Annotated in this window: 22 protein-coding genes; 5 read left to right on the forward strand and 17 right to left on the reverse strand. The window is 61.2% G+C overall.

From position 1 onward, the window contains the following. Positions 1 to 29: 29 nt before the first annotated feature. The 15 genes from M0D68_RS01805 to nac form a co-directional block, all read right to left on the reverse strand. Positions 30 to 785: a glucose 1-dehydrogenase gene (locus tag M0D68_RS01805; RefSeq protein ID WP_093642075.1), complete on the reverse strand. Its 756-nt coding sequence runs from the start codon at positions 783 to 785 to the stop codon at positions 30 to 32. Between the two features lie 19 nt (positions 786 to 804). After that, a complete protein-coding gene (locus tag M0D68_RS01810) occupies positions 805 to 1,401 on the reverse strand; it encodes a gluconokinase (RefSeq protein ID WP_266223633.1) in 597 nt (198 codons plus the stop codon). A 56-nt stretch (positions 1,402 to 1,457) separates the two neighbouring features. Next, the gene (locus M0D68_RS01815; RefSeq protein ID WP_093641600.1) at positions 1,458 to 2,306 is read right to left on the reverse strand and encodes a transporter substrate-binding domain-containing protein; all 849 of its coding nucleotides are present in this window, start codon (positions 2,304 to 2,306) and stop codon (positions 1,458 to 1,460) included. A gap of 145 nt (positions 2,307 to 2,451) precedes the next feature. Then, positions 2,452 to 3,180 (reverse strand): amino acid ABC transporter ATP-binding protein, encoded by a 729-nt coding sequence (locus M0D68_RS01820; RefSeq protein WP_054033538.1) that lies wholly within the window; start codon positions 3,178 to 3,180, stop codon positions 2,452 to 2,454. A gap of 27 nt (positions 3,181 to 3,207) precedes the next feature. Next, positions 3,208 to 3,957, reverse strand: coding sequence for an amino acid ABC transporter permease (locus tag M0D68_RS01825; RefSeq protein ID WP_266223634.1), 750 nt, complete (start codon positions 3,955 to 3,957; stop codon positions 3,208 to 3,210). Position 3,958: 1 nt separating this feature from the next. Next, on the reverse strand, positions 3,959 to 4,660 hold the full coding sequence (locus M0D68_RS01830) for an amino acid ABC transporter permease (RefSeq protein WP_054033540.1): 702 nt from the start codon (positions 4,658 to 4,660) through the stop codon (positions 3,959 to 3,961). A gap of 349 nt (positions 4,661 to 5,009) precedes the next feature. After that, the gene (locus tag M0D68_RS01835) at positions 5,010 to 6,020 is read right to left on the reverse strand and encodes a D-glycerate dehydrogenase (RefSeq protein ID WP_093647892.1); all 1,011 of its coding nucleotides are present in this window, start codon (positions 6,018 to 6,020) and stop codon (positions 5,010 to 5,012) included. A gap of 32 nt (positions 6,021 to 6,052) precedes the next feature. After that, entirely contained in the window at positions 6,053 to 6,811 is a 759-nt protein-coding gene (locus M0D68_RS01840) for an SDR family oxidoreductase (protein ID WP_266223635.1), read from the reverse strand. A gap of 172 nt (positions 6,812 to 6,983) precedes the next feature. Beyond that, positions 6,984 to 7,751 (reverse strand): LamB/YcsF family protein, encoded by a 768-nt coding sequence (locus M0D68_RS01845; protein ID WP_093647875.1) that lies wholly within the window; start codon positions 7,749 to 7,751, stop codon positions 6,984 to 6,986. A gap of 85 nt (positions 7,752 to 7,836) precedes the next feature. Further along, positions 7,837 to 8,307 carry a biotin/lipoyl-containing protein gene (locus M0D68_RS01850; RefSeq protein ID WP_256456986.1) on the reverse strand — a complete coding sequence of 157 codons (471 nt, stop codon included), beginning with the start codon at positions 8,305 to 8,307 and terminating at the stop codon, positions 7,837 to 7,839. 3 nt (positions 8,308 to 8,310) lie between these two features. Continuing rightward, positions 8,311 to 9,318, reverse strand: a complete 1,008-nt coding sequence (locus tag M0D68_RS01855) for a biotin-dependent carboxyltransferase family protein (RefSeq protein ID WP_266223636.1) — start codon at positions 9,316 to 9,318, stop codon at positions 8,311 to 8,313. Further along, complete coding sequence (gene pxpB, locus M0D68_RS01860; protein WP_054033551.1) at positions 9,315 to 9,986, reverse strand: 5-oxoprolinase subunit PxpB; 672 nt, start codon at positions 9,984 to 9,986, stop codon at positions 9,315 to 9,317. The genes M0D68_RS01855 and pxpB overlap by 4 nt, the downstream gene beginning before the upstream one ends. A gap of 83 nt (positions 9,987 to 10,069) precedes the next feature. After that, entirely contained in the window at positions 10,070 to 11,422 is a 1,353-nt protein-coding gene (gene accC, locus M0D68_RS01865; RefSeq protein WP_266223637.1) for an acetyl-CoA carboxylase biotin carboxylase subunit, read from the reverse strand. 6 nt (positions 11,423 to 11,428) lie between these two features. Beyond that, a complete protein-coding gene (gene accB, locus M0D68_RS01870; protein ID WP_266223638.1) occupies positions 11,429 to 11,926 on the reverse strand; it encodes an acetyl-CoA carboxylase biotin carboxyl carrier protein in 498 nt (165 codons plus the stop codon). Positions 11,927 to 12,150: 224 nt separating this feature from the next. Continuing rightward, positions 12,151 to 13,077 (reverse strand): nitrogen assimilation transcriptional regulator NAC, encoded by a 927-nt coding sequence (gene nac, locus M0D68_RS01875; protein ID WP_054033557.1) that lies wholly within the window; start codon positions 13,075 to 13,077, stop codon positions 12,151 to 12,153. 274 nt (positions 13,078 to 13,351) lie between these two features. Between nac and M0D68_RS01880 the strand changes: the two genes are divergently transcribed. The 3 genes from M0D68_RS01880 (at position 13,352) to M0D68_RS01890 (ending at position 17,080) form a co-directional block, all read left to right on the forward strand. After that, positions 13,352 to 14,560 (forward strand): aspartate transaminase, encoded by a 1,209-nt coding sequence (locus M0D68_RS01880; RefSeq protein WP_200619679.1) that lies wholly within the window; start codon positions 13,352 to 13,354, stop codon positions 14,558 to 14,560. A gap of 123 nt (positions 14,561 to 14,683) precedes the next feature. Further along, entirely contained in the window at positions 14,684 to 15,796 is a 1,113-nt protein-coding gene (locus M0D68_RS01885; RefSeq protein ID WP_244869519.1) for a porin, read from the forward strand. Between the two features lie 249 nt (positions 15,797 to 16,045). Continuing rightward, positions 16,046 to 17,080, forward strand: a complete 1,035-nt coding sequence (locus M0D68_RS01890) for an L-idonate 5-dehydrogenase (RefSeq protein ID WP_200619678.1) — start codon at positions 16,046 to 16,048, stop codon at positions 17,078 to 17,080. 125 nt (positions 17,081 to 17,205) lie between these two features. On the opposite strand, the gene M0D68_RS01895 is transcribed toward M0D68_RS01890, so the two are convergent. Then, positions 17,206 to 17,874, reverse strand: a complete 669-nt coding sequence (locus tag M0D68_RS01895) for an RraA family protein (RefSeq protein WP_266223639.1) — start codon at positions 17,872 to 17,874, stop codon at positions 17,206 to 17,208. A 272-nt stretch (positions 17,875 to 18,146) separates the two neighbouring features. Between M0D68_RS01895 and M0D68_RS01900 the strand changes: the two genes are divergently transcribed. Then, entirely contained in the window at positions 18,147 to 18,530 is a 384-nt protein-coding gene (locus M0D68_RS01900; RefSeq protein ID WP_266223950.1) for a hypothetical protein, read from the forward strand. Between the two features lie 118 nt (positions 18,531 to 18,648). On the opposite strand, the gene M0D68_RS01905 is transcribed toward M0D68_RS01900, so the two are convergent. Further along, the gene (locus M0D68_RS01905) at positions 18,649 to 19,584 is read right to left on the reverse strand and encodes a LysR family transcriptional regulator (protein ID WP_266223640.1); all 936 of its coding nucleotides are present in this window, start codon (positions 19,582 to 19,584) and stop codon (positions 18,649 to 18,651) included. A gap of 116 nt (positions 19,585 to 19,700) precedes the next feature. Here M0D68_RS01905 and M0D68_RS01910 point away from each other — a divergent pair, with 116 nt between their 5' ends. Beyond that, positions 19,701 to 20,558, forward strand: coding sequence for an oxidoreductase (locus M0D68_RS01910; RefSeq protein ID WP_093637150.1), 858 nt, complete (start codon positions 19,701 to 19,703; stop codon positions 20,556 to 20,558). The last annotated feature ends 103 nt before the right edge of the window (positions 20,559 to 20,661 follow it).

The raw sequence follows: 20,661 nt of genomic DNA on the forward strand, positions 1-20,661 counted from the left end.
CAACATGACCGTCAAAACTGATCCACGCCCTACAACGTAGCAGTCACGCCGCCATCCACGTAAAGGATATGGCCGTTCACGAAGTTCGACGCGTCGCTCGCCAGAAACACGGCAGCGCCGACGAGATCTTCCACATCGCCCCAGCGTCTCGATGGCGTGCGTCCAATCAGCCAGTTGCTGAACGTTTCGTCCTTGACGAGCGCTTCGGTTAGCTCCGTCTTGAAGTAGCCCGGCCCAAGTCCATTGACCTGGATGCCATGTTGCCCCCAGTCGATTGCCATGCCCTTCGTCAGCATCTTCACCGCGCCTTTGCTCGCGGTGTAGGCCGCGATGTTGGGACGGCCCAGTTCGCTTTGTACCGAACAGATGTTGACGATCTTGCCGCGCTTGCGAGCGATCATGTGCCGCGCGACCGCCTGACCGACCAGGAACACGCTGTCGACATTGGTCTTCATCAGCTCTTCCCATTGAGCATGGGAAAACTGTTCGAGCGGCGCACGGCGTTGCATGCCGGCGTTGTTGACGAGAATGTCGATCGCACCGATGTCGCGTTCGATATCGGCGATTGCCGCGTCGACCTCCGTGGCCGACGTCACATCGAAACTCGCGGCATGAACAGTCGCGCCCTCATCGCGCAAACGGCTGACAGCCTCTGCGAGCCTGGCCGCATTGCGGCCATTCAGAATCACTTCAGCGCCGGCACCTGCCAATCCTTTGGCCAGCGCATAACCGATACCCGTACTCGACCCGGTAACCAGAGCACGACGCCCCGACAGATCGAACATCTTCAGATTGTTGTTCAACTCAACTCCTCTTCAACGCTAATTCGTCCGACTTCCATCCAGCACCGTCCGGCGCGCCCAGCCATTGCATGACCTCCCTCAGACCGCACGCACTGTGCAGCGAAGCGGAAAGGTGGAGCACACCCTCTTCACCGACAGGCGACTCGAGCGTTGCGAATTGATTCGCCACCAATGTCGCTGGAAACTCATGATCCAGGCGCCTGGAAACCCGTGCAACCGCTGCGGCCAAGGTGATGTCGAGAAACACGAATCTCAGCCCGGCGACACGCGCGCGCATGCGCTCCCGATAGCAACGTCTCAACGCGGAACAGGACAGTACGGCCGTTCCATGCGTATCATCCACCAGCTCGGCGAGGCGGTCCAGCCACGGCTCGCGGTCACTGTCGCACAACGCGATTCCGCGACACATCTTGTCGCGGCTTTCCGCCGAGTGATGCTCGTCTCCTTCGATGAAAACGCCCTCCAGCGCCACTGCTAACTCGCGTGCAAGTGTCGACTTACCCGAGCCCGACACGCCCATCACCACTATTTTATGTGTCACGTTGCAAAATCCAGCTACGTCGTCGCGGCACGCCATCCAAAGAATCGCGCCGGCCATTCAACCGGCAGCGGCGCGCGGATGAAAGCGCACCCCTGCATCACACACTTTCCGCCTCAGGACACCGGCGTGAACTTGAGCTGGTCGATCGGCGTGACCTTGTCGGTCCGGGTCAGGCCATAAGGCGTCTTCGGTCCGAGCCACTTGTCGAAGATACCGCTCATCTCGCCGCTCTGCTCCATCGAAGCCAGGGCCTTGTTGACCGCGCTCAGCATGGCCGGCTCGTTCTGGCGCAAGCCCACTGCGATCGGCTCGATCAGCATCGGTTCCGATGCGATCGCCACCGCGCCGTCCGTGCCATCCACCTGCTTCGCGATCTTCGTGGCGGTCATCTGATTGGTCACGAAGCCTTTGACCTTGTTCTGCTCGAGTGCGAGAAACGCCGAGCTGGTATCGTGAAAGGTCACCGCCTGGCCATCCTTGATCGAAATTGGAATCGACTGAGCGGATGTCGAGCCGTCGGCAGCGCTGATTTTCTGGCCTGCGAAATCGGTCAGCTTCTTGCTAGCATCGGCCTTCTTCACGACAAGAACTTCCTTGGTGGAGTAGTACGAGTCGCTAAAGGCAATCTGCGTGGCGCGAGTTTTGGTGTAGGCCAGGTTGGCGACCACAATGTCGACGCGCCCCAGCTTCAATTGCGGAATGCGCGCCTCGACAGCCAACGGTTCGAGCTTCGCCTTCACGCCCAACTGTTTCGCCACCGCGTTGCACAGGTCCACATCCATGCCTTCGAGCTGGCGCGTCTGCGCGTTCGGATACGAGAACGGCTCAACGTTCGAATACACACCGCAGCTCAACTCGCCGCGGCCCTTGATATCGGCCAATTGATCAGCATGTGCCGGGGCAATCGATGCAACCGCGCCGCCAACGACCAACATCCCCGCGAAAATCTTCTTTACCTGCATCGTGATGCTCCTGAAGTTTATGTGTAAAGCAATCGACTGCTGATCAACGGTGGTCAAACCGAATCTGAATCTGAATCTGAATCTGAATCTGAATCTGTATTTGTGCCGCGAAGGCCATACCGCCTTGCTTGCTTCAATGCTTGCCTCAATGCGAGCGAAGATCGGACAGGAATCGCTGCGCCCGTTCATGTTTCGGGCGCAAGAAGAACTCCTCCGGCTCCGCCGTTTCGAGAATCTTCCCTGCATCCATAAACCAGACTCGATCGGCAACCTCGCGTGCAAACCCCATCTCATGCGTGACGCACATCATCGTCATGCCTTCCTGTGCGAGGCTCTTCATCACGTTCAACACTTCGCCGACCATCTCCGGATCGAGCGCACTGGTGGGCTCGTCGAACAACATTGCCGGCGGATCCATCGCCAGTGCTCTCGCAATCGCGACTCGCTGCTGCTGGCCACCGGACAATTGCGGCGGAAATGCACTGGCCTTGTTCGACAGACCGACGCGCGCGAGCAAATCCGCTGCTTTACGTTCCGCATCCGCGCGCTTGAGGCCGTGCACTCGCATCGGCGAAAGCGTGATGTTGTCCAGCACCGACAGATGCGGAAACAGGTTGAATTGCTGAAACACGAAGCCGACACGGCTGCGGTAAGCATTCAGACCCAGCTTCTTGTCGTGAATGTTCTGACCGTCGAAGAAGATCTGCCCGCGGTTGATCTCCTCGAGCCGGTTGACGGTGCGAATCAGTGTCGACTTACCCGATCCTGATGGCCCGCAGACCACCACGACTTCGCCTTTGCGAACTTCGGCGTTCACGTCCACGAGAGCGTGATATTCGCCGTACCATTTGTTGACGCTGGAAAACTTGATCATGCGAAATACCTCGAAGTGATTGAGCGCCTAGTTCTCGGTGGGCAGCGGATCGGTCAGCGCAACGTTGGCCGCCTTCTGGGTCCGCGATGCGACACCGGCCCGCTTGCGCGTCACGCGCCGCTCCAGATACTGCGCAAGCTGTGTGAGCGCGTAACACAGCGCGAAATAACTCGAGGCGAGAATCAGGTACACGGGAAAGGGCTTCGTCAGCAGCCGGTTGTTGATCTGATCCGCCGCGAAGGAGATTTCCTGGACGTTGATGATGTAGCCCAGCGAGGTCTCCTTGATCGTCGATACGAACTGCGTGACCATGCTCGGCACCACGTTGTAAAGCGCCTGCGGCAGGATGACTGCACGCATGGTCTTCATGTAGCTCATGCCGAGCGCTCTCGAGGCCTCGGTCTGCCCTTTCGGCAGCCCCTCGATGCCCGCACGGATGATTTCCCCGAGATAGGCCGAGTCATAGATGACGAGCGCACACAGCATCGTGACAAACCCGGTGACCGGATAGCCGGTCAGAACAGGCACGAGAAAGTAGACCCAGAAAATCACCATCAGGAGCGGGATGCCCCGCACCATGTAGACGAGACCTGTAGCCGGCGCCCGCAGAAACCGGAAAGGACTGATGCGGGCCAGGGCGACCAGGATACCCAGGGGAAATGCGATGACGAGCGCTGAAAGCGACAGCAAGATCGTCAGTACGATGCCGCCTAGCGGGCCATGCGGATACTGCCCGATGAGCAGCAGTGTCCAGTTATCGCGCAGGATATCGAACATGTCACTTCACTCCCGGAATGCGGTAGTGCATCGCGATTTTGGCGCCGCACAGCATGATGACGAGGGAGAGGCCGAGATACACCGCCGTGGCGATGAAATACGACTCGAAGGACAGAAAGGTTTCGTTCTCGATCTGTCGGGTGACATAGGTCAGTTCTGCCGCGCCGATCGCCATCGCAAGACTCGTGTTCTTGAACAGCAGGACTGCGTGATTGACCATCGGTGGAATTGCATTGCGCAGCGCTTGCGGAAGCACGACGAAACGCATGACGTTCAGGAAGTTCAGACCCAGTGCTCGCGACGCTTCGTACTGACCGTAGGGAATCGCACGCAATCCGCTGCGGATATCTTCGGAGAGATAGGCCGCGCTGCACAGGCCGATCGCCACGACCGCAAAAATGAACTGACCGTTGTAGTGGTTCAGCACGGTCTGCACCGATTCCGGCAGGATGTTCGAAATGCCGAAGTACCAGAACAGGATTTGGACCAGCATCGGCACATTGCGATGGTAGGCCACGAATGACGCGACAAACGCCGTCGCGAGGCGATTGTTGGTCAGGCGGATCAGCGTGAGAAGAATGCCCACCACCAGTGAGAGTATCCACGCCAGCGCGGCCATCGCGAGGGTGAGTTCGATCCCATGGAGAAACAGCGCCCCATAGTCGCCTCGCAGCACCGTCGCCAGGTCAAAATGAAGTTTCATGTTGCACGTCCCAATGATTCGGATCGAAGCGATGATCCCGGTCTGACTCGACCCGCGGCACCATCGTCATTCCCCCGGAAGCCGTCATTGACTTCCGTGTTGAATTGATACTAGCTCGCGAAAAAAGGCTGTTGCAGAGGCCTTTCTTCTGGTGCAATAAGTTTCGGGAATGATGAATCGGAACGGCGTGCGGCAATGCGACAGGCGTGGTTGTGCATGGTGTTTGTCTCCAGTATGTAGCGCCTCTGCGGGCGCCTCATCGTCAGTGGCGCGCCCCTTTGTCGGAGCGCTCACGCTTGAGAAACAACGGCGGCATTACGCCGGCGCAGCATGCTGCGCCGGTCATCGTTCAGGCTGCGGCGGTCGGGCGCGTCAGTACCTGCGGGTTCACCGGTGTCGGCGGCTTGCCGGCCGCTGCGCCGTGCCCTAGAGCGGCGATCAAATTGTCTGCGCAAAGCGCGGCCATCGCGCGCCGCGTGCTGACAGACGCACTGCCGATATGCGGCGTGAGCACCACATTCTTTTGCGCAAGAAGCGCCGGGCAGATAACCGGTTCACCTTCGAATACATCCAGACCGGCCGCCGCAATGCTGCCTTCGTTCAGCGCCACCGCCAAAGCGGCATCGTCCACTACGCCGCCGCGTGCGATGTTGGTCAGCGTGGCCGACGATTTCATCTGCTTGAGCTCCGCGGCGCCAATCGCGTGATGCGAGCTGGCCGAGTAAGGCACCACGATGATCAGGTGATCCGACTCGCGCAACAGCGTTTCCTTGTCGACATAGCGTGCCTTGCAGCTCTCTTCGACATCGGGCGCCAGTTGCGAGCGATTGTGATAGATCACGCGCATGCCGAAGCCGAATGCACCACGTCGCGCAATGGCCTGCCCGATACGTCCCATGCCGAGAATACCGAGCGTCGAACCATGCACGTCGTTGCCGACGAACATGTCGTAGCGCCCGGTTTTGGTCCATTCGCCGGCACGCAGGAAATGTTCCGACTCGGTGATGCGGCGCGCCGTTGCCATCATCAACGCGAAGCCGAAGTCGGCGGTGGTATCCGTCAGGACGTCCGGCGTATTCGTCACCAGCACGCCGCGTGCAGTGCAGGCTTCCACGTCGACGTTGTTGTAGCCCACGCCGATATTGCATACCGCCTTCAACTGCGGGCAAGCGTCGAGCAAGGTCGCGTCGATGCGGTCGCTACCGGCCGTCATGGCCCCAACCTTGCCTTGCAGCCTGGCAATCAGCTCTGGTTGCGTCCAGATCGTGTCGTCAGGGTTGTCGGTCACGTCGAAGTTCGCACGCAGGCGGTCGACGATGTCCGGAAATGACGCACGGGTAACCAGTACCGATGCACGCATGGAAAACCTCCTTGTTGAACTCTGGATTGCACTTACTCGTTGTGATCGGCGGGATCGCGTTTGATCGTCGTCAGCCCGCCCGGCACCTGCAGCGTGGGCAGAATTTCCATATTGCTGATGTTGACCGCGAGCGGCGCGGCGATCGCAAAGGCGATGGCGTCGGCAATATCGGACGGCAGCGGCAACTCGAAGCCGTCGATGAACTGCTTGCGCGCCGCCTCAATGTCGCCATGCACGTGGCCAAAAATATCGGTCGCGACACGGCCCGGACAAATCTCCGTCACGCGTACACGCCTGCCGGTCGCATCCACTCGCAACTGGCGCGACAACGCATGGATGCCTGCCTTCGTCGCGGAGTAAATGGAGTTGCCGTTGAAGTTGTAGATCCCTGCGATCGAGCTGATGTTGACGATGTGACCGCGATCGCGGGCAACCATACCCGGCATGGTGAGCCGCACGATATGCAGAACGGCTTGCAGGTTAACTTCCACCTGAAGGTCGATGTCTGCGGCAGCGGCATCCAGAATCGAGCCTTTGGTCGATATGCCGGCGTTATTCACGACGATATCGAACTGCACTTCCTGCGTCAGTTTCGTGACGGCCGGCAGATCGCACACGTCGATCGCGTGCGGGATGCAACCGGTTCGCTCCGCCAGCTCATTCAGACGTTCCGCGTTGCGAGCGAGCGCATGCACTTCGAGTCCTTCACGGCAGAAGCGCTCGACGATCGCAGCGCCCATTCCGGTCGAAGCGCCCGTCACCAGCGCGGTCTTGTAGTCTGAAAACGGCATGAATGACCTCTATCTATAGTTCTGAACTGTCGCCCTTTGAGGCGTGCGATAAGCCTGTTACCAATGTATACGCCGTGAAAACGCGGGGCAAAGACGGATTGGCTTTGTGGCGATAAGACTGGCTTATGGTTGGTCAATTCGAGCTGACCGATGCAGGTTGGCCTGCTCGCGCCTAGCGTACGAGCTTCGACACCGGCACGACGCGCCCACCCGCCGATTCGATCACGCCGCGCACCGTGCGCGCGAGTTCGACCGCACCCGGCGTATCGCCGTGCAGCAGGATCGATTGGACCGCGATCTTGAGCTTGTTGCCCGTGATCGTCGTGATCGTGCCGTCTTCGAGCAGTTCCTTGACGCGTGCCAGGACGGCCGCGCGGTCCTTGATGACCGCGCCTTCCAGCTTGCGCGAGACGAGCGCGCCCTGATCGTCGTAGGCACGGTCGGCGAGAAACGTATTGGCCGTGCGCATCCCGATGTGATCGGCAGCCCGTTCGATTTCCGTGTTCGTCGAAACGCTGATGATCAGATCGCGATCGAATTCGGCGAGCGCCCGCACCAACGGTTCAGCCAGTTCATACGATGCCGCAGCCATGTTGCCCAATGCGCCGTGAAAGCTCATGTGCGTGACGCGATGTCCGGCCCGCTTCGCGATGCCCGCCAGCGCGCCCATCTGATACACCACGTAATTCGCCAGTTCAAGCGGGTCCGCCTGAATCTGCCGCCGGCCGAAGCCCATCATGTCGGGAAAGCCGACATGCGCGCCGACGTCGATCTGGCGCGCGAGAGCCATCCGCACCGTTTTGTCCATGATGACGGGGTCACCCGCGTGATAACCGCACGCAATGTTGGCGGACGAGACGATATCGAGCATCGCTTCGTCTTCGCCCATTTGATAGGGTCCAAAGCCTTCGCCCAGGTCCGCGTTCAGGTCGATTTCCACTATCCACTCTCCATTCTTTAAGCGGTCTGTGCCGGGCTATCCGCAGCGGACCACACCGGCTCAGTGTCTATCTATCGATATGCGTCTACGCCGACGGCGAGAGTTCGAGCAAGGGTGTTCCGTAACCGACCGTTGCGCCATGCGCGACGCACAAGCGCATGACCATGCCATCCGCCGACGCGACCACAGGCACGCACAATTGCGCGATCTGCAGCAAGCCGACAACGTCGCCCGGTTTGACGTGATCGCCCGCGCTAACCAATGGCGTGGAGCGCGCAGGATGCGCCGACAGAAAGATGCCGGCCGACTTCGCTGTGATACTGACAGCCTGCGTCTGCGCAGTGTCCGCTGCGCGCGCGAGTCCGCCAGGAACCACAGCCGAAACCGCCTGCGCCGACGCCGGCGCATCCGCACCGATCGAGCCAGGCGCCTGCTCCATCGTCAATCGAACCGTCGCCCCGGGCTTGCTGATTTCGATGAACTCGATATCGACTTCTGCAAGCCACGACGTGATCTGCCGAAGCTCGCCGATATCCACTTCGATTTTTTGTGTCATGTGTCAGTGTCGGGAAGGGCAAAACAGTGCAACGAGATTGCGCACCCTGACGAGATAACTGTCCAGTTCTTCCAGCGCCGTGACGGCTTCCGCGTACGTCGTCTGAGCAAAGCGAATCTTCGTACCAATACGCGCCTGCGCGAGCCGCCACAAATCGGCTTCGATCACGGTGCCGATCTTCGGATAGCCACCCGAGGGCTGCGCATCCCGCAACTGAATGATCGGCTGGCCGCTATGCGGCACCTGGATCACGCCCGGCACGATGCCGTGCGAGCGCTTTTCGATCGAATGCGTCGCGACCAGGGTCGGACCGGCGAGGCGATATCCATAGCGATCGCTCTGCGGCGTCACCTTCCACCCATCGCGCCAGAACGCTTCGAGCGATTCCGGCTCGTAGCAGTCGTATTCCGCGGCGGGCAACACGCGCACCACAGTTTCGCCAGCGTCGGCTGCAGACAGGGACAGCGGTGCGGGCAACGAGTACTCCGGTGGCACCGTGCCGAATCCCGCGGCGAGCACAGCATCTTGCGGCACGACGCGCTCGGCGAGACCCACTGCCTTCACCACATCACCCTTCTGCAACTGACGACCGTTGAAGCCGCCGAACTGGCCGCGCAATTGCGTACTGCGTGAGCCAAGCACCACCGGTACGTCCACGCCACCCGCGAGCGACAGATAACAGCGCGTGCCACTGGTCGGCACGCCGATCGTCAGCACGTCGCCTTGTTTCGCATGCACGGTCCACCACGGCAGCACGGGCCGGTCGCCCAAGCGCGCCGAACAATCGGCACCGGTGATGGCGAACGAAAGATCTTCAAGGAAGCGGATACGGAAGGGAAACATCGGAATTTCGATGCCGGCCGCGTCGTCCGGATTGCCGAGCAACAGATTGCCGACCGCGAGCGCCAGGCGGTCCATCGCGCCGGCCGTACCGACGCCGTAGCGCAGATAGCCTTCACGCCCCTGGTCCTGCACCGTCGCGAGCGCGGACGAAGACAGTATCTCGATCATGAAACAATCCTCTCGACGCGAAAACGGATCATGTCGCCAGGTGCGAGCGTGGCCGGGTTATCGCGCGTGGGGTCGAAGAACGACATCGATGTATGACCGATCGTGTTCCAGCCGCTCGGTCCCGTCGATGCCGAGACTCCGGTCTGCACCCCGCCGATCGACACCGCGCCGCCAGGCAAGCCCAGCACCGGCACCTTGCGCCGCGGCGTGGCGATACGCGGGTCCATACCGCCCAGATAGCAGTAGCCCGGATGGCTGCCGAGCGCATAGACCGTGTAGAGCGGCGCGCAGTGCAATTGCACGACCTCATCGATAGAGAGGCCGGTGTGATTCACCACGTCCTGCAAATGCGGCCCGAACTCGCCGCCGTATTCCACCGGCAAGTCCACCACCCGCCCTTCGATCTGCAACTCGCCCGCCGCGGCCCACGCGTCGCGCAACGCGGCGCCGAGCGAGTCCGGGTCTGCGGGCGGCGTGGAAAACGTCAGCATCAGATTGGTCACGCCTGGCACTGCTTCGCGCACGCCCGGCCATGATTCGACCTCGCGGGCGAGCGTCCAGATGCGGCGTTGCGCATGCAGATCGAGCGCGCCCGGCGCTTCGAACAGCATGGCCGTCGTCCCCAGCATGCTGATGCAAAGCGCCTGCTCCGATTCATCCTGTTTCATTGCAAGGACAGTCCTCTGTGAATCCGGACGCAGCCGTTCGACTACATCCCCGTGCGCAATCGACGCATGCTCAACAGTCAGCGTCATGTCTGTTTCCTCTTTGCGAGCCAACGCTCCAGATGATGAATATCGACGCCGCCCTCACCGAACCCTGCGTCCTCGAGCATGGCCTGATGCAATGGTACGTTGGTACGAATGCCTTCGATGCGCATCTCCGAGAGCGCAATGCGCATGCGCGCCAGCGCCTCTTCGCGGGTTGCGCCGTGGGTGATCACCTTGGCGATCAGCGAGTCGTAATACGGCGGCACGACCGCGCCGCCACTCATGTGCGAGTCCACCCGCACGCCGTTGCCACCCGGCAGTTCCCAAACGGAAATCTTCCCCGGACACGGGGCGAAGGTGAACGGGTCCTCGGCGTTGATCCGGCATTCCAGCGAATGCCCGAGCGTGCGAATGTCCGACTGACGAATCGTCAACGCGTGTCCCTGCGCGATCCGGATCTGTTCGCGCACGATGTCGATACCCGACGTCATTTCCGTCACGGGATGCTCGACCTGCAGCCGCGTGTTCATTTCGATGAAGTAGAACTGGCCGTTCTCGAACAGAAATTCGAAGGTACCCGCGCCGCGATAATTCGTCTGCCGGCAGGCCTCGACGCAGCGCTCGCCCACTTGCCGGATCAATTCCGGGTCGATGCCGGGTGCGGGCGCCTCTTCGAGGACCTTCTGATGCCGCCGTTGCAGCGAACAGTCGCGCGAACCGAGCCACAGGGCATTGCCGTGCGTATCGCACAAGACCTGAATTTCGACGTGGCGCGGATGCTCGAGAAACTTCTCGACATAGAGTTCGGGCTTGCCGAAGGCGCGGCGTGCTTCCTCGCGCGTCACCGACACGGCTTCGAGCAACTGCTCCGGGCCCGGCACGACGCGCATGCCTCGCCCGCCGCCGCCGCCCGCCGCCTTGACGATCACCGGATAGCCGATCTCCTGCGCGACCCGCAGAATCTCCGTGGGGTCGTCCGGCAGACCGCCGTCCGGGCCAGGAACACAGGGCACGCCGGCCGCGCGCATGGCCCGTTTGGCGGCGACCTTGTCGCCCATCGTTCGAATGGAGTCGGGTTCGGGGCCGATGAAAGCCATCCCGGCAGCCTCGACCTGCGCCGCAAAATCCGCGTTCTCCGACAGAAAACCATAGCCGGGATGAATCGCCTGCGCGCCGCTCACGTGCGCCGCGAACAGGATCGCGGCACGGTTCAGATAACTCTGCCCCGGCGCGGCGGGACCGATGCACAGCGCCGCGTCGGCGAGCCGCACATACCGCGCATCGGTGTCGGCCTCGGAATGGACTGCAACGGTTTTCAGACCGAGTTCTCGGCAGGCGCGCTGGATTCGAAGCGCGATCTCGCCGCGGTTGGCAATCAGTACTTTGTTGAACATGGTCGATCAGCCGATCCGGAACAGCGGCTGCCCGGACTCCACTTCGCTCCCCGGAGCGACAAGAACCTCCAGAACGGCGCCGCTGAGTTCGGACTCGATCGCGTTGAACATCTTCATTGCCTCGATCGTGCAGAGCACCTGCCCTTCCTTGATCGTGTCGCCGGTATTCACGAAGGGCGCTTCGCCCGGCGCCGGCGTCAGATGAACGACACCGAACATGGGCGCACGAACGAGTTGCGGCTCGCTGGCGGTTGCAGGGGCTGCATTGGGGGCGTCGACGGATTGCGCAGGCTCGGCGAGCGGTGATTGAGCCCCTTGGCTCCTTTGCGTCCCCGGGGTAGACGCCACGGCTACACGTTCATCGCCCGAGGGCGCCTCAGCCCGCTTGCCGCGCCGTTTCGCCTTCACAAGCTTGACCCGTTCCTCGCCCTCGATGACTTCGAGCTTGGCCAGCGGAGAGTCCGCCAACAGGTCGATAAGCGCCTTAATCTTCTGGAGATCCATCTTTGAGTCCGTAGCCGGTTGGACGCGCGCCGGTCGATTGGCGTGCGCGAAGCACCGCTGGGGCTGTACGGCAACCCGATTCAATCTCCGGTTGCCCCGCCCGCGTGACGGCTAGCCTCGTCGCGCCGGCTCACTGCGAACCGGGGCGATCGACGATGGACTCAATGTATCCGGCGCATAAAAAATGCGCCAAGAGGGTTTGGCTTTGTAGCGATAAGGCGCGCTTATGTATCGGCGCCGGACTCGAAACGCACGTCGAGCGCAAGGTCGCCGGCCAGTTCCAGCAAGATATCCTTGACGGCTGCGGCGGGCTCGGAAAGCGGCAAATGGTCGGACAGACAGACCGAAAGCGGAATCTTGATGACGGGTGAAACGATCCGGCACTGCACGACGTCGCCCGCCGCGGCCACGACCCGTGCTGTGGAATCGGGCAGGATGGTCGCACCGATCCCGGCGCTCACGGCGGCCGACAACGTCGACGCGGATTCGATTTCGGCCACGACCTTGGGGATCATCTGCACGCGCGCGAAACCCTCGTCGACGTACTTGCGCAGATAGTTGTATGGACGCGGCAGCAGCAAAGGCACGTCGCGCAACGCCGTCACGGCGATCTGTTCCTGCGTGATCCCCATGCTGCGCGGCGCCACGAGGAACAATTCCTCGTTCATCAGAAGCTGGAACGACAGGCCATGGACGGGCTTATCGCCATACAGCACAGCCATGTCCATACGCCCGTTCATGATCAGCTCGCTGAGCGTCGTGCCGAAATTCTCGTTGATGTAGAGCAGGATGTCCGGATGGCGGGCGCGCACGGTCCGCAACAGCGGCAGCGATAGCGCCGACGCGCCGGTGCCGGGCGCAAGCCCTACCGAAACCTGGCCTGACAGCGTCTGGCCGGCGCTCTTCACGTCGGCCTGAGCCTGTTCGTACTGGCGCAGGATCAACTGCGCGTGGCGATACAGCGTGGCGCCCGCCTCAGTGGCCGTGACGCCCCGCTTGGTGCGCACGAGCAGCTGCTGCTGGAACTCGTCTTCGAGCGTAATCAACTGCTGGCTCAGCGCCGGCTGGGCGATATGAAGCACTTCGGCGGCCTGCGTCAGGCTGCCGATATCGACGATCTTCACGAAGTACTTCAAACGCCGCAGGTTCACGGTAGTCGCGTCTCAACGTTAAGTGATGGCAACAATGATAGGGCAAGCGCCGCCCCGCGCACAGTGCTTAAAAAACCCCGCTCCCGCTCCTGCAACGCTAAAAGCGTGGCCTGTCAGCGTATTCCCGCATGGACCCCGATGGGTAAATGCCAGACGCGCACACGTACCGTCACGTCATAAGTGGATGTTATTGCGCCAGCGGAAAGACGTCTTGGCTTGAACTTTTTCGCGCGCTTAAGGTGAAGCCTCATCAAATGCCGTTGAGGAGTCAAGTGTGAGTGCATCGCGAATTGCCGCCCGCGTCCAGCGAATCAAACCTTCGCCGAGCAGCGCCGCGGCGGACCGGGCCGCGGAACTGCGGCGGCAGGGGAAAACCATCGTCAACCTCGTGGTTGGCGAACCCGATTTCGACACACCCGCGCACATTCGCCAGGCCGCTTTCGACGCGATGGAGCGCGGCGAAACGCGCTATACGCAAACCGCGGGCACGCCGGCGCTGCGCGCCGCCATCGCGGCGAAACTGCAACGCGAGAACGGTCTTTCGTACGATCCCAAACACATCATCGTGACGTGCGGCGCCAAACACGCGATCTTCAACGCGCTCGCCATCACCGTTGAAGCCGGCAATGAAGTCCTGATTCCCGCTCCCTACTGGGTGTCCTACCCGGACATGGTGCTCGCCTGTGACGGCGTGCCGGTCGTCGTGCCCTGCACCGAGGAAGACAGTTTCAAGCTCACGCCCGCCACCCTCGAAGCGGCGATTACGCCCAACACGCGCTGGCTGATCATCAATTCGCCGACCAATCCCACGGGCGCAACGTATAGCGCCGCAGAACTGCGCGCGTTGGCGGATGTGCTGTTGCGCCACCCCCAGGTGCTGGTGATGATGGACGACATCTACGAACACATCCGGTTCGAAGGCGAGGCATCAGAGCACCTCTTGTCGATTGAACCCGAACTCAGCTCGCGCACCCTGGTTGTCAACGGCGTGTCCAAGACCTACGCGATGACCGGCTGGCGCATCGGCTACGCCGCCGGCCCCGCTGACCTGATCGCGGCCATGGACACGCTCCAGTCCCAATCCACCAGCAACGCCAGTTCGATCAGCCAGGCCGCAGCGCTCGCGGCGCTGAACGGCGACCAGACATTCGTGCGGCAATCGGTGCGGACTTACAAAGAACGCCGCGACCACGCACTCGAAGCGCTGAACGCGATTCCCGGCATCAGTTGCAAAACGCCAGGCGGCGCTTTCTATCTGTATGTCAATTGCGGCGGCATGATCGGCCGCACCACGCCGCAAGGCAAGCGCATCGAGGGCGACGTGGATGTCGTTCTGTATCTGCTTGAGCACGCCGGCGTCGCACTGGTTGCCGGATCAGCGTATGGCGTTTCCCCTTTCTTCCGGATGTCGATCGCGACAAGCATCGACATTATCGATGAGGGCTGCCGGAAGATTGCCGCCGCGGTCGCCGCACTGAACTGAGAGTACGGCGACGACGTGAATACGTCGCGTCGTCGCTTTGTAAAAAAGACATGCCGCGCCGAGAGGACGTGGCAGTCGGTTTGGAGTTTTCCATTTTTCGTCAATCTGCAAGGGGATCTACTCGTGAAAAAGCATACATTAGGCATACTAACTGGATTAGGACTGGCAGTTTCTGGGATCGCGCACGCGCAGTCGAGCGTCACCCTGTACGGCATCATCGACGAAGCGGTGCGCTATGACACCCACCAGAACAAATCCGGCGGGAAGCTTTTCACGATGGGTAGCGGCGGCGAGATTCAGGGTAGCCGCTGGGGTCTGCAGGGCACCGAGGATCTCGGTGGCGGCTTGTCCGCGATCTTCCAGCTCGAAGGCGGCTTTACACCGAATACCGGCGTGACGCAGCAATCCACGCCGTCCGGCACCGCCCGCCTGTTCGGCCGCACCGCGCTGGTGGGCCTGAGCAGCACGTCCTACGGTACGTTGACGATGGGCCGGCAATACACGCTGGTGCATGAAATGGGCTGGACGCACGATATCTATGCGTTCGCCAATTACACCGGCACGGTCGGCTTTCAGGGCGCCGGTCTGACGGGCGGCGGCCGTCTGGACAATTCCGTGCGATATACCTCGCCGACGCTTGCCGGTTTTACCCTCAAGGGCTCGTATACGTTTGGCGGTGTAGCGGGAAATACTCACCAGAACTCGTCGCCGGCCGTCAGCCTTTCTTACGACCACGGCCCCTTGAGCGTTGGCGCGGCCTATCAGATCGTCAACGATATTGGCGGCCTGACGCCTGCGACCAGCACCTATGGCAGCACGTACTTCGGCGTGACGATTCCGGACAGCTCGCAAAAGATCTTCACCGCGGGCGCAACGTATAAGTTCGGCGCGGCGAAGGTGTTCGGCTCGTATATCTACAGTCACGTCTATCCGGCTGACTATCGCAACGACTCCTTCTCCACCGCGGTCCAGTACTTCATCACGCCGTCGCTCGTGCTCGATCTGCCGTTCTACATCGACTTCGTCCATCACGCAGGCCAGAGCGGCACGCGTATCACGACCGGTCCGACGTTCGACTATTTCCTCAGCAAGCGCACCGACGTCTATGTCGGCGTGGACTACAACCACCTGACCGGCGCATGGACGACCCTCGCCGCCGCCTCCGGTTCGAATCAGCCGTTCTACGGCTTCAACTCGCTGTTCGAAGCCACGATCGGTCTGCGTCACAAGTTCTAAGGTTTGCAGTGTGGCACGTCTGTTCGGTGTCGCTCGACGCCGGCAGACCTCTCCGAAGGCCGAACGACATCGGGACGCGAAGTCTTGTCCCGATCGTCAACAATGTGATCGAGAACATGCCCAAGGCGCTCGAATAAGCATCCATAAGCGTCGACTATCGGCCCAGACAACTTTGATCTTTGTCGACTGGGCCTCGAGGCGGTACCGTATAGCGTGCTGATCCCGCATTCACCGTTATAGGCCCTCACCATGCATGCACTTGTCATTCACGCCCCGCTCGATCTGCGCATCGAGGACGTTCCCACGCCTGAACCGGAAGCCAACCAGTTGCTCGTGCGGGTTCGGGCCGGCGGTATCTGCGGTTCGGATCTTCACTACTTCAACCATGGTGGTTTCGGCACGATTCGCATCAAGGAGCCCATGGTGCTCGGTCATGAAGTCTCGGGTGCCGTCGCGCGCGTGGGATCTGGTGTGACAGATATGCCGGTCGGCACCCGGATCTCCATCAGCCCGAGCCGGCCGTGTGGCCTGTGCCAATACTGCCAGCAAGGGCTGCAGAACCACTGCCTGGATATGCGCTACTACGGCAGCGCGATGCGCACGCCGCACGTGCAGGGCGCATTCCGCCAGGAGATCGTGATCGACCGCTCACAGGCGCACGTTGTGGCGGACTCGTTGAGCGATGCGGAAGCCGCGATGGCCGAACCGCTTTCGGTCGCCCTTCACGCCGTTCGGCGCGCGGGTCCGCTGCTCGGCAAGCGGGTGCTCGTCACAGGATGCGGGCCGATCGGCGCGTTGATCGTGGCGGCCGCGCGCAGAGCCGGTGCGGCGATGATCGTGGCAACTGACGTGAATACGCTGCCGCTCGACAGCGCGAAAAAGGTTGGCGCCGACCTCGCGTTCAACATCGCGGAGACGCCGGACGCGCTCCAGCCGTTCGCCGTCGACAAGGGTAGCTTCGACGTTCTGTTCGAAGCAAGCGGCAACGCAGCGGCATTGCGCGGTGCGTTCGACGTGCTCAAACCGCGTGGCGTGATCGTGCAGGTCGGCCTCGGTGGCGACATCTCGTTGCCGATCAATGTGATCGTCGCCAAGGAATTCGATCTGCGCGGCGCGTTCCGCTTTCACGAAGAGTTCGCCGTTGCCGTCGAACTGCTGAACAAGGGGTTGATCGACGTGAAGCCCCTGATCTCGGGCATTTTCCCGTATCAGGATTCGGTCAAGGCGTTCCAGACAGCGGGCGATCGCTCAAAATCGATGAAGGTGCTGGTGAGCTTCGATTGATTGATCCCGCATGTATGGCGACGAAGACGCGGCAAGCTGCGTTCTCGTCGCCATACATAAAGCGCCCATAAAAAAGCCGACGTCGTGATGCAGACGTCGGCTTTTTCCTTCCCGTTGCGCGAGGCTCAGTTATTGCATCGTGCTTCGAGCGCATCGATAAACGCGCGGTTCCAACGGCCTTCCTTCATCGCTCGCATCGTCTCAGCCTCTGCTTCCAGAACGGCCAGCGCTTTTTCGATGACAAACTCGGCATCGCCTTGCGGAATGGCCAGCAAGCCATCCTGATCGCCGACAACGATATCGCCCGGATTGACCACCATTCCGCCGACCGATACCGGCACATTGATTTCACCCGGACCGTCTTTATACGGCCCCCGGTGCGTGACCCCACGGGCGTAAACCGGAAAATCGCGATCGCGGATCTCCGCGACATCGCGGATCGCGCCGTCGATGACCAAGCCGACAACGCCTATGTTTGCTGCGTAGAACGACAAAATGCCGCCGACCACGGCGTTGTTGAGATCGCCACCCGCGTCCACGACCAGGACATCACCTGGACGGCAAAACTCCAGGGCGCGCAGGTAAGTCAGGTTATCCCCGCCACGCGAGCGCACGGTGACCGCGGTGCCGGCCATCGTCTTCTTGCCAGGCCGCTGATACGGGTGCAGACCCACGCTACCGATGTTGCGATGCATGTTGTCGCTGAGCGCTGAGACGGGAATATCGCGCAATGCGCTAAGGATGGTATCGGCAGCCTGAGCCGCCGACGGGTTCTTCCTGATGGCTTTGTACATGGTCGATCTTCGCTTCCGGATGTAAGGGGGAGCGGCTCATGCAGATCAGGAACGAGTAGGCACGACACCGCTGCAACACGGATATAACGGTATATCGCCCCCACAAATCGCGCCAAGACGGGTTCGTTCTTGCGCGATAGGAAACGCTTATGAACCGCAATTGCCGGGCGGCCGGCGCTGAGATACGTGGAGGTCGGCTCTCGACGATCAGCTATAGGCAGCGAAAGCAGACATTGGTTAACATCGCTCATCGCCCCCTGGATTTCACACCGATGCCCTCTTCCATCCGTAACTCGCTCGTCTGGATCTTCGACGCATTCGAGCGCGACGCCACCTATATTCGCAAACGGATGTTCGGCAGCGATGCCGCCTATATCGACGGCCTGCTGTGCCTGATTGCTGCCGATCGCGACAAGCCATGGAATGGCTTGCTGGTGTGTACTTCGCAGGAGCGCCACGCCGCGCTCATTGAAGAAGTCCCCGCTTTGCGACCGCATCCGGTGCTGGGGAAATGGCTTTATGTCCCGCAAGAGGATCCGGCATTTGAAACCACCGTCGAAACGATGACGGCGCTCGTGCTCGCACGCGACCCGCGCATAGGTGTCGAACCGAAGCCACGCAAACGGAGCGGCAAATCCACGTTGCCGAAGACATAAGGTATCGCTGCCGGCACCCTCACACATGACGTCCGCACGCTAACGGGCGGCCCAACGCTGCAGTACGTTGCCCGCATTCAGAGGCTTATCGGCTCATCGAACCCGACACGCTCAACACTCAACGCGCCGCACGAAGCTCAGATGGCTCGAGATAGAAATTCCTGTTCCCCGCGAGACGCTCGACCATAAAGTCGATGAACGCCCTCACGCGCAGCGGCTGTTCAGTTCGATGGCGATAGTAGACGTAGATGGCTTCACGCTGCGTGACATGTCTGACGAGCAGCGGAACAAGTTCGCCACGTTTGATAGGCAAGGTTGCCGAAAAGCCGCCGAGTTGCCCGATGGCAAGTCCAGCCAGCACGGCTTGAGCCTCCGCCTCCGTGTCATTGACGCATAAGCTGGCTGCGACGTCGCGATAGACGATCTCGTCGTCGATCAGAAATTCCCACGGAGACTGCTTGCCGGTATTCGCCCGCCGATAGCCGGTGCAGCGGTGCCCGTCGAGTTCGTCGATGGTCCGCGGCGCGCCATAACGCTCGATATAGGCAGGCGACGCACAGACAATCAGTTGGATCGGCAGCAACCGTCGCGCGATCGTGCCGCCCGACGGCGGCGAACCGCCGCGAAAACCCACGTCGGCGCGATCGCTGACGAGGTCGGTGAAATGATCGTCGAACTGCACATCCAGTTGCACATTCGGGTGCAATTCGGCGAATTCGAGGAAATACGGCCATAGCACGGTGCGCGAGAAGGCGCTTGGCGCGCTCACCCGCAGCGGCCCGGCGATCGCGTCTTTCGATCGCCGCGCGTCGTCGAGCGCCGAGGACAGTATGGCCAACGCAGGCCTCACGCTGTCGAGGAGCCCCTGCCCCTCCTCGGTCAGGCTCAACTTGCGTGTGGTTCGGTGGAAAAGCCGGACCCCCAGCTCCTTTTCCAACTGCATGACCGCGTGGCTCGCGGCCTGCGGCGAGATGCCCTGATCCACGGCGGCCTTGCGCAGGCTTCCCAGCGCCGCGGCCCGGACGAATATCGTGATCGCGCGTACTTCGTTCATGGCCGCCCGGATTAGCAAATAAAAGTTGATTATCAGTCTACCAACCACCGTCTAGTTTGTGCCAATCGACACGCCTACTATTCGTTCACTCTCACCCGAATCGTAGGAGAAACATCATGGCTAACAACACGAACAATGGCTTCAAGCGCGTCTGGTTCATCACCGGCGCGACGCGCGGCCTGGGCGCCCTGATCGCCGAGGCCGCTCTCGCTGACGGCAATGCGGTCGTTGCCACTGGCCGCAATATCGCAGCGATCACCGAGCGCTTCGGTCACTCGGCGGCCCTCCTTCCCGTCGCGCTGGACGTGACCGACGAAGCCCAGGCGAAGGCCGCGGTTCAAGCCGCAGTTGAACGGTTCGGCCGGATCGACGTTCTGGTCAACAATGCGGGCTTCGGCTTGCTTGGTGCCATCGAGGAGTCGAGCGATGCCGATGTGCGCCGCATGTACGACACGAACGTATTCGGCTTGCTGAATATCACACGCGCCGTTCTGCCGGTGATGCGCGCGCAGCGGGCCGGTCACGTCATCAATATGTCGTCGATCGGCGGTTATCGGGCAGCCGCCGGGTTCGGCGCCTATTCTTCGACCAAGTTCGCCGTTGAAGGCTTGACTGAAGCATTGCGGGCCGAACTGAAGCCGCTCGGTATTCACGCAACGGTCGTGGAGCCTGGTTACTTCCGTACGGACTTCCTCGACGCGACATCGCTTGTGGTTGCCGGGAACGTGATTGCCGACTATGACGAGACGTCAGGAGAGGTTCGCCGGCGTGCTACCCACATGAATCACAACCAGCCGGGCAACCCGGAGAAGCTCGCAGCCGCCATGGTCGAATTGGTCGACGCACAAACACCGCCGCTGCGCCTGCCGCTTGGCACCGACACGCTGAAGGCCATCGCTGAGAAGAATGCGTATGTTACGCAGGAAACCGAAACATGGAAGGCATTGTCGGCATCGACTGACTTTTCTGAATAAATGCTGACACCATCCGCTTCCCGTTTGCATTGTGTAATGGGAAGCGGATAGGCCGATACGCAATGGGGGTTTGCACCGAAGTCGCCGCCACTAATCCTTCATC

The organism is Paraburkholderia sp. SEWSISQ10-3 4 (assembly GCF_030464785.1).
Lineage (GTDB): Bacteria > Pseudomonadota > Gammaproteobacteria > Burkholderiales > Burkholderiaceae > Paraburkholderia > Paraburkholderia aspalathi.

What these genes read in the sequence shown, in the direction of transcription:
- M0D68_RS01825 (WP_266223634.1), bottom strand. Translation starts at nt 3,957, where the DNA reads ATGTTCGATATCCTGCGCGATAACTGGACACTGCTGCTCATCGGGCAG.
- M0D68_RS01830 (WP_054033540.1), bottom strand. Translation starts at nt 4,660, where the DNA reads ATGAAACTTCATTTTGACCTGGCGACGGTGCTGCGAGGCGACTATGGG.
- M0D68_RS01895 (WP_266223639.1), bottom strand. Translation starts at nt 17,874, where the DNA reads ATGTACAAAGCCATCAGGAAGAACCCGTCGGCGGCTCAGGCTGCCGAT.
- M0D68_RS01900 (WP_266223950.1), top strand. Translation starts at nt 18,147, where the DNA reads ATGCCCTCTTCCATCCGTAACTCGCTCGTCTGGATCTTCGACGCATTC.
- M0D68_RS01855 (WP_266223636.1), bottom strand. Translation starts at nt 9,318, where the DNA reads ATGATCGAGATACTGTCTTCGTCCGCGCTCGCGACGGTGCAGGACCAG.
- M0D68_RS01810 (WP_266223633.1), bottom strand. Translation starts at nt 1,401, where the DNA reads ATGGCCGGCGCGATTCTTTGGATGGCGTGCCGCGACGACGTAGCTGGA.
- M0D68_RS01910 (WP_093637150.1), top strand. Translation starts at nt 19,701, where the DNA reads ATGGCTAACAACACGAACAATGGCTTCAAGCGCGTCTGGTTCATCACC.
- pxpB (WP_054033551.1), bottom strand. Translation starts at nt 9,986, where the DNA reads ATGAAACAGGATGAATCGGAGCAGGCGCTTTGCATCAGCATGCTGGGG.
- accB (WP_266223638.1), bottom strand. Translation starts at nt 11,926, where the DNA reads ATGGATCTCCAGAAGATTAAGGCGCTTATCGACCTGTTGGCGGACTCT.
- M0D68_RS01840 (WP_266223635.1), bottom strand. Translation starts at nt 6,811, where the DNA reads ATGCCGTTTTCAGACTACAAGACCGCGCTGGTGACGGGCGCTTCGACC.
- accC (WP_266223637.1), bottom strand. Translation starts at nt 11,422, where the DNA reads ATGTTCAACAAAGTACTGATTGCCAACCGCGGCGAGATCGCGCTTCGA.
- M0D68_RS01890 (WP_200619678.1), top strand. Translation starts at nt 16,046, where the DNA reads ATGCATGCACTTGTCATTCACGCCCCGCTCGATCTGCGCATCGAGGAC.
- M0D68_RS01815 (WP_093641600.1), bottom strand. Translation starts at nt 2,306, where the DNA reads ATGCAGGTAAAGAAGATTTTCGCGGGGATGTTGGTCGTTGGCGGCGCG.
- M0D68_RS01835 (WP_093647892.1), bottom strand. Translation starts at nt 6,020, where the DNA reads ATGCGTGCATCGGTACTGGTTACCCGTGCGTCATTTCCGGACATCGTC.
- M0D68_RS01805 (WP_093642075.1), bottom strand. Translation starts at nt 785, where the DNA reads ATGTTCGATCTGTCGGGGCGTCGTGCTCTGGTTACCGGGTCGAGTACG.
- M0D68_RS01820 (WP_054033538.1), bottom strand. Translation starts at nt 3,180, where the DNA reads ATGATCAAGTTTTCCAGCGTCAACAAATGGTACGGCGAATATCACGCT.
- M0D68_RS01905 (WP_266223640.1), bottom strand. Translation starts at nt 19,584, where the DNA reads ATGAACGAAGTACGCGCGATCACGATATTCGTCCGGGCCGCGGCGCTG.
- M0D68_RS01850 (WP_256456986.1), bottom strand. Translation starts at nt 8,307, where the DNA reads ATGACACAAAAAATCGAAGTGGATATCGGCGAGCTTCGGCAGATCACG.